Raw genomic sequence first — 3,202 nt, forward strand, 5'->3', positions numbered from 1 at the left:
TTCCAGCAGCGCGAGTACCTCTACGACCTCTTCGAGCAGCTCACCGGCGCCCGCATGACGACCTCCACCGTGCGGATCGGCGGGATGTCGCGCGACGTGCCGGAGGGTTGGCCGGAGAAGCTCGCCGCCTGGAACAAGCAGGTCCCGGCCCACTACGACGAGATGGAAGGGCTGCTGACCCGCAACCGGATCTGGCTCGACCGGACGCAGAACGTCGGCGTGATCTCGCTCGACCAGGCGAAGGCTCTCGGCCTGACCGGCCCGCCGCTCCGCGCCTCGGGGATCGAGTGGGACCTGCGCAAGGCGCAGCCGTACCTCGGCTACGAGGAGTACGACTTCGAGATCCCGGCCGGCACGGTCGGCGACGTCTACGACCGCTACCTCGTGCGGATCGAGGAGATGCGGCAGTCGTCGAAGATCATCGACCAGGCGCTGGCGCGGCTCCCCGAGGGGCCGATCCTCGCCGACGCGCCGAAGGTCGTCCTGCCGCCGAAGGAGAAGGTCCTGACCTCGATGGAGGACCTGATCCACCACTTCGTCATCCTCACCGAGGGGATCCGCCCGCCGCTGGGCGAGGTCTACCACGCGATCGAGGCGCCGAAGGGGGAGCTCGGCTTCTACGTCGTCAGCGACGGCGGCCCGTCCGCCTACCGCTGCCGCATCCGGCCGGCCGCCTTCTGCAATCTCCAGGCGATCGAGACGATGGCCGTCGGCGCGCTCGTCGCCGACGTCGTGGCGATCATCGGCAGCCTCGATCCGGTGATGGGGGAGGTGGACCGATGAGCGCCGAAGACCGCCGCGCGGGGAACGAGGCGCGGCCCGAGACGTTCGGACCGGAGTTCGCGCGCCGCGCGGACGAGATCGTGGCCCGCTACCCGCAGCCGCGCGGGGCGCTGATGCCGCTGCTCCACCTCGCGCAGGACGAGAGGGGGTACGTCTCCCTCGACGCCGAGCGCTGGATCGCCGAGCGGCTGGGGCTGACCCCGGCCTACGTCCACGGCGTGACGTCGTTCTACACCATGTACCGCACCGCCCCGGCGGGGCGGCATCTGCTGCAGCTCTGCACGACCGTCTCCTGCATGCTCCGCGGCTGCGACCGCGTGCGGGAGCACATCGAGGAGAAGCTGGGGATCGAGGCCGGCGAGACGACCGCGGACGGGCTGTTCACGCTGGTCTGCGTCGAGTGCCTCGGCTCCTGCGGGACCGGCCCGGTGCTGCAGGTGGACGACGACTTCTACGAAGACATGGATCTCGAGCGGGTGGACGCGCTGCTCGACGCGCTGCGGCGCGGGGAGCGCCCCGTGCCGGGCGCCGGGCCGCGGCGGGCGATTGTGGAATGACGGCGCGGGCCGCGGCGCGGCCCCGAGGCGGGCGATGGAACCTGTTCTGACGCGCAACGTGGGGATCGACGGCTCGCAGACGCTCGGCGTGTACCAAGCGCGCGGCGGCTACCTCGCCCTGCGCAAGGCGCTCGGCCTGACGCCCGACGCGCTCGTGAACCTCGTCAAGGCCTCCGGCCTCCGCGGCCGCGGCGGCGCCGGCTTCCCGACCGGCCTCAAGTGGTCGTTCATGCCGAAGGACCCGACGCCGGAGCGGCCGAACTACCTCGTCTGCAACGCCGACGAGTCGGAGCCGGGGACGTTCAAGGACCGGCTGCTGATCGAGAACGATCCCCACATGCTGCTCGAGGGGACGTTGATCGCCGCCTACGCGCTGCGCGCCGAGCGGGCGTTCATCTACATCCGCGGCGAGTACGCCTACGGCGCGAAGACGCTGATCGACGCGCTGCGCGAGGCGCGCGCCGCCGGCTACGTCGGCCGCGACGTGCTGGGAAGCGGCTGGTCGTGCGAGATCGTGATCCACCGCGGCGCGGGCGCCTACATCTGCGGCGAGGAAACGGCGCTGATGGACTCGCTCGAGGGGGGGCGCGGCAACCCGCGCCTCAAGCCGCCGTTCCCCGCGGCGCACGGCGTCTACGGCCGGCCGACGACGATCAACAACGTCGAGACGCTCTGCTGCGTGCCGTTCATCGTCGAGCGCGGCGCCGACTGGTTCAAGGCGATCGGCCCCGACGAAAAGAACACCGGCCCGAAGCTCTACTGCCTCTCCGGCCACGTGCGGCGCCCCGGCGTCTACGAGGCGCCGATGGGGCTGCCGCTCGCCGAGCTGATCGACGGCTTCGGCGGCGGGATGCTCCGCCCGGGACGCGCGCTCAAGGCGGTGATCCCCGGCGGCTCTTCGACGCCGGTCCTGCGGGCCGAGGAGTGCGCGGGGCTGCGGATGGACTTCGACGCGCTGGCCAAGGCCGGCTCGATGCTCGGCTCCGCCGGCTGCATCGTGATGGACGAGGGGACCGACATGGTCGCCGTCGCCGAGCGGGTGGCGCACTTCTACGCCCACGAGTCGTGCGGCCAATGCACCCCCTGCCGCGAGGGGACCGGCTGGATCGAGAAGGTGATCGCGCGGATCCGCCGCGGCGGCGGACGCCCCGAGGACCTCGAGTTGCTGGACGAGATCGCGCAGGGGATGCAGGGGACGACGATCTGCCCTCTCGCCGACGCGGCGGCGATGCCCTGCCGCGCCTTCGTGGCCAAGTTCCGCGACGAGTTCGAGCACTACATCGAGCGCGGCCGGCCGCTGGCCGCGGCCGCCTCGGGGACGGGCGCCTGACATGCCGACCTTCCGCATCGACGACCGCGAGCTGACCGTTCCCGCGGGGACGACGGTGCTGCAGGCCGCGTTGGCCAACGGCGTCGAGATCCCGCACTACTGCTACCATCCGGGCCTCTCGATCGCCGGCAACTGCCGCATCTGCCTCGTCGAGATCGAGAAGTTCCCCAAGCCGGCGATCGCCTGCAACACGGTGGTCGCCGAGGGGATGGTCGTCCACGCCGACGGGCCGGGCGCGGCCAAGCTGCGCCGCCGGGTGATGGAGTACCTGCTCGTCAACCACCCGCTCGACTGCCCGATCTGCGATCAGGCGGGGGAGTGCAAGCTGCAGGACTACGCCTACCGCTTCGGCCAGCCGACGACCCGCTTCGTCGAGGAGAAGGAGCACGGCCCGAAGCGGCGCGAGCTCGGGCCGCACGTCGTCTTCGACTGGGAGCGGTGCATCAAGTGCACGCGCTGCATCCGCTTCTGCGAGGAGGTGCCGAAGACCGGCGAGCTGGCGATGTTGCTGCGCGGCGTGCGGGAGGAGATC

4 protein-coding genes are annotated in these 3,202 nt (G+C 71.5%); all 4 read left to right on the top strand.

Annotated features, from left to right (window positions below; translation table 11 throughout):
* The coding region (locus tag LLG88_16530) for an NADH-quinone oxidoreductase subunit D (protein ID MCE5248514.1) at positions 1-783 on the top strand (783 nt) is incomplete at its 5' end.
* On the top strand, positions 780-1,340 hold the full coding sequence (locus LLG88_16535; GenBank protein ID MCE5248515.1) for an NAD(P)H-dependent oxidoreductase subunit E: 561 nt from the start codon (positions 780-782) through the stop codon (positions 1,338-1,340). The genes LLG88_16530 and LLG88_16535, both read left to right, overlap by 4 nt.
* 34 nt (positions 1,341-1,374) lie before the next feature.
* Positions 1,375-2,670, top strand: a complete 1,296-nt coding sequence (nuoF, locus tag LLG88_16540) for an NADH-quinone oxidoreductase subunit NuoF (GenBank protein ID MCE5248516.1) — start codon at positions 1,375-1,377, stop codon at positions 2,668-2,670.
* 1 nt (position 2,671) lies between these two features.
* A partial coding sequence (locus tag LLG88_16545; protein ID MCE5248517.1) for a 2Fe-2S iron-sulfur cluster-binding protein occupies positions 2,672-3,202 on the top strand: 531 nt, incomplete at its 3' end.

It is taken from the genome of bacterium (assembly GCA_021372775.1).
GTDB lineage: Bacteria > Acidobacteriota > Polarisedimenticolia > J045 > J045 > JAJFTU01.

What these genes read in the sequence shown, in the direction of transcription:
- LLG88_16535 (MCE5248515.1), top strand. Translation starts at nt 780, where the DNA reads ATGAGCGCCGAAGACCGCCGCGCGGGGAACGAGGCGCGGCCCGAGACG.
- nuoF (MCE5248516.1), top strand. Translation starts at nt 1,375, where the DNA reads ATGGAACCTGTTCTGACGCGCAACGTGGGGATCGACGGCTCGCAGACG.